The sequence below is a fragment of the Pseudomonas sp. DCB_AW genome (genome assembly GCF_026240895.1).
Taxonomy (GTDB): domain Bacteria; phylum Pseudomonadota; class Gammaproteobacteria; order Pseudomonadales; family Pseudomonadaceae; genus Aquipseudomonas; species Aquipseudomonas kermanshahensis.
In genome coordinates, this window is record NZ_JAPFCE010000137.1 from 1 (window position 1) to 3,094 (window position 3,094).

At 56.1% G+C, this 3,094-nt stretch carries 4 protein-coding genes and 3 tRNA genes; all 7 read left to right on the forward strand.

Going from position 1 to position 3,094, the window contains the following annotated elements; all coding sequences use genetic code 11:
• The first annotated feature begins 231 nt into the window (after nucleotides 1-231).
• Nucleotides 232-1,191, forward strand: a complete 960-nt coding sequence (gene birA, locus OO306_RS27840; protein WP_265970371.1) for a bifunctional biotin--[acetyl-CoA-carboxylase] ligase/biotin operon repressor BirA — start codon at nucleotides 232-234, stop codon at nucleotides 1,189-1,191.
• A complete protein-coding gene (locus tag OO306_RS27845) occupies nucleotides 1,181-1,930 on the forward strand; it encodes a pantothenate kinase (RefSeq protein WP_027595483.1) in 750 nt (249 codons plus the stop codon). Before birA ends, OO306_RS27845 begins: the two co-directional genes overlap by 11 nt.
• Before the next feature lie 7 nt (nucleotides 1,931-1,937).
• On the forward strand, nucleotides 1,938-2,363 hold the full coding sequence (locus tag OO306_RS27850; protein ID WP_027595484.1) for a hypothetical protein: 426 nt from the start codon (nucleotides 1,938-1,940) through the stop codon (nucleotides 2,361-2,363).
• A 152-nt stretch (nucleotides 2,364-2,515) separates the two neighbouring features.
• A tRNA-Tyr gene (locus tag OO306_RS27855) sits at nucleotides 2,516-2,599 on the forward strand.
• A 24-nt stretch (nucleotides 2,600-2,623) separates the two neighbouring features.
• Nucleotides 2,624-2,697 (forward strand) — tRNA-Gly (locus OO306_RS27860).
• A 29-nt stretch (nucleotides 2,698-2,726) separates the two neighbouring features.
• Nucleotides 2,727-2,802: transfer RNA gene (locus tag OO306_RS27865), tRNA-Thr, on the forward strand.
• Nucleotides 2,803-2,889: 87 nt separating this feature from the next.
• A partial coding sequence (locus OO306_RS27870; protein WP_253146831.1) for a GTP-binding protein occupies nucleotides 2,890-3,094 on the forward strand: 205 nt, incomplete at its 3' end.

Sequence of the window (3,094 nt, forward strand, 5' to 3'; positions counted from 1 at the left end):
GAACTCAGTAGTGAAACGATGCATCGCCGATGGTAGTGTGGGGTTTCCCCATGTGAGAGTAGGTCATCGTCAAGATTCATTTCGCAAAACCCCTATCTGCGCGAGCAGGTAGGGGTTTTGTCTTTTCTGGCCGAAAATAGTCCTTCCTGCGGTCTTTCCGGGCAGCCCTTTTCCTATGCAAGCCCACTACCCATAGCTATCATGCCAGCCTTATTCCAAGTCGAGACTGGCATGCTGAAGTTGTTGAATCTCCTCAAGGATGGCCGGTTCCATTCCGGAGAAGCCTTGGGGGCAGCCCTCGGGGTGAGTCGCAGCGCCGTTTGGAAGCAGCTGCAGCACCTGGAGAGTGAGCTGAACCTCACCATTCACAAGGTTCGTGGGCGTGGCTACCAGCTGGCGGCACCTCTCGCCCTGCTCGAATCACAAGCGATCAATGAATTCGCCGAGGGTGAGCAGTGGCCTGTTTTCATCCACGAAACCATCGATTCAACCAATGCTGAAGGGCTTCGGCTTGCAAGCGAAGGGCAGCCGGCGCCATTCCTGGTCCTTGCCGAGCGCCAAAGCGCTGGGCGTGGCCGCCGCGGTCGCCAATGGGTCAGCCCTTTCGCAGAGAACCTCTATTACAGTCTCGTCCTGCGTGTCGAAGGTGGCATGCGTCAGCTCGAAGGGCTGAGCCTGGTGGTGGGGTTGGCAGTGATGCGGACCCTGCAGGGCTTTGGAGTAAAGGATGTGGGGCTGAAATGGCCCAATGATGTGCTTGTTCGTGGGCAGAAGATCACCGGTATCTTGCTTGAGTTAGTGGGTGATCCTGCAGACGTGTGTCACGTTGTGCTTGGAATAGGTATCAATGTGAACATGCAAGCCAACGACCAGGTCGACCAGGAGTGGACGTCGATGCGGCGAGAGGTTGGCACCGCTATTGATCGCAACCGTCTGGTGGCAAAGCTCAATCAGCAGTTGCAGCATGAATTGGCGCGTCACCGCCGCTATGGGTTTGCTGCATTCCAGGAAGAATGGGAGCAGGCGCATCTATGGCAGGGGCGTAACGTATCGCTTGTTGCTGGCAGTACCCGCATTGATGGGGTGGTGCTGGGGGTGGACGGGCAGGGCGGTTTGCGCCTTGAAGTCGAAGGTGTAGAAAAGAGCTTCAGTGGTGGTGAGCTCAGTTTGAGGTTGCGTGATGATTCTTGAGCTCGATTGCGGTAACAGCTTCATTAAATGGCGAGTCATTCACGCCGCCGACGCTACGATCGTGGGCGGCGGTATTGTCGATTCCGACCAGGCATTGGTGGCCGAGGTCAGTGCGTTGGCGTCGTTGCGTTTGTCTGGCTGCCGTATCGTCAGCGTGCGCAGCGAAGAAGAAACCGCGGCGCTCTGCGCGCTGATCCGCCAGGCGTTCTCGGTGGTGGCGCGCGTTGCCGAACCTGCTCAGCAAATGGCAGGGGTGCGCAATGGTTATGAAGACTACCAGCGCCTGGGCATGGATCGTTGGCTTGCAGCATTGGGTGCATTCCACCTGGCCAAGGGAGCTTGTCTGGTGATTGATCTTGGCACCGCCGCCAAATCCGATTTCATTGCCGCCGATGGCGAGCACCTGGGCGGTTACATCTGCCCGGGCATGCCGCTGATGCGCAGCCAGCTGCGTACGCACACACGGCGTATCCGCTATGACGATGCTTCGGCAGTACGCGCACTGACAAGCCTTGCCCCTGGCCGCTCGACGGTCGAGGCTGTGGAGCGTGGCTGTGTGTTGATGTTGCAGGGCTTTGCCCATACTCAGCTTGAGCAGGCGCGGGCGCTCTGGGGGGAGAATTTTACGGTGTTCCTTACCGGTGGGGATGCGCCGCTGGTGCGTGAAGCAGCACCGACGGCGCGCGTAGTCCCTGACCTGGTATTCGTTGGCCTGGCAATGGCCTGCCCACTGGACTGAGGTGCTTATGCGTTGGTTGTTTCTGCTGTTGCTGGTGCTCAACGTCTTCTATTACGTCTGGCACCAACAGGAAGCCCCGCTCAAGGCCAAGGATGTCGCCCCGCTGTCGTTGTACAAAGGTAGTCAGCAAGAAATTCGCCTGTTGCGTGAAACCGGTGTGTCCGCGCCGGCCCGTCGTCGTGATGAATGCCTGGTAGTAGGTGGCCTGGCGGCAAAAGAGCAGCTCGATGCACTGCGCCAGCGGCTGCTGAGCCTGGATATCAATGCGTTGCCGGTGTCGGGTCAGTTACCGGGCGCTGATGGTCTCTGGCTCAAGATTTCCCCGGAAAGCGAGCGTTTGCTGGACCAAACAGTACTCGTCGCTCTTTCCAACGATTTCAAAGACTTAAAACATAAAATTATTTTCTGCCAGGGTATTGCAACTGGCGAATAGCTTGATAGAATGGCGCCCGCTTCACAGGGAACACCACTGAGGTGGTAGAGCTGGAAGCGGTGTCAAAGCAGCTAAGTTTCAGATTTGATTGAAAAAATTTGAAAAAACGCTTGACACTAGGACGGCAGACAAATAGAATGCCGGCCACATCTGGAGGGATTCCCGAGCGGTCAAAGGGGACGGACTGTAAATCCGTTGCGAGAGCTTCGAAGGTTCGAATCCTTCTCCCTCCACCAGTTTTAGCGAGAGCCGCAAGCTCCGCGGGTATAGTTTAGTGGTAGAACCTCAGCCTTCCAAGCTGATGATGCGGGTTCGATTCCCGCTACCCGCTCCAAGTTTGCTGGATTTTGCGCAAAGTGTTTCGCTCTTGTAGCTCAGTTGGTAGAGCACACCCTTGGTAAGGGTGAGGTCAGCGGTTCAAGTCCGCTCAAGAGCTCCATATAAACAAGGCAGATATGAAAATATCTGCCTTTGTTTTATCAGCTTTATCAGCGTAAGACTATTTCTTCTGCGGAGGATTGTATCGATGGCTAAGGAAAAGTTTGATCGTTCCCTACCACACGTAAACGTTGGCACTATCGGCCACGTTGACCATGGTAAAACCACTCTGACCGCAGCTCTGACTCGCGTCTGCTCCGAAGTTTTCGGTTCGGCAGTCGTTGAGTTCGACAAGATCGACTCGGCTCCGGAAGAAAAAGCGCGCGGTATCACCATCAACACCGCTCACGTCG

Bases quoted from the DNA above. Each gene is read 5' to 3' on its own strand.
- birA (WP_265970371.1), top strand. From the start codon at position 232: ATGCTGAAGTTGTTGAATCTCCTCAAGGATGGCCGGTTCCATTCCGGA.
- OO306_RS27845 (WP_027595483.1), top strand. From the start codon at position 1,181: ATGATTCTTGAGCTCGATTGCGGTAACAGCTTCATTAAATGGCGAGTC.
- OO306_RS27850 (WP_027595484.1), top strand. From the start codon at position 1,938: ATGCGTTGGTTGTTTCTGCTGTTGCTGGTGCTCAACGTCTTCTATTAC.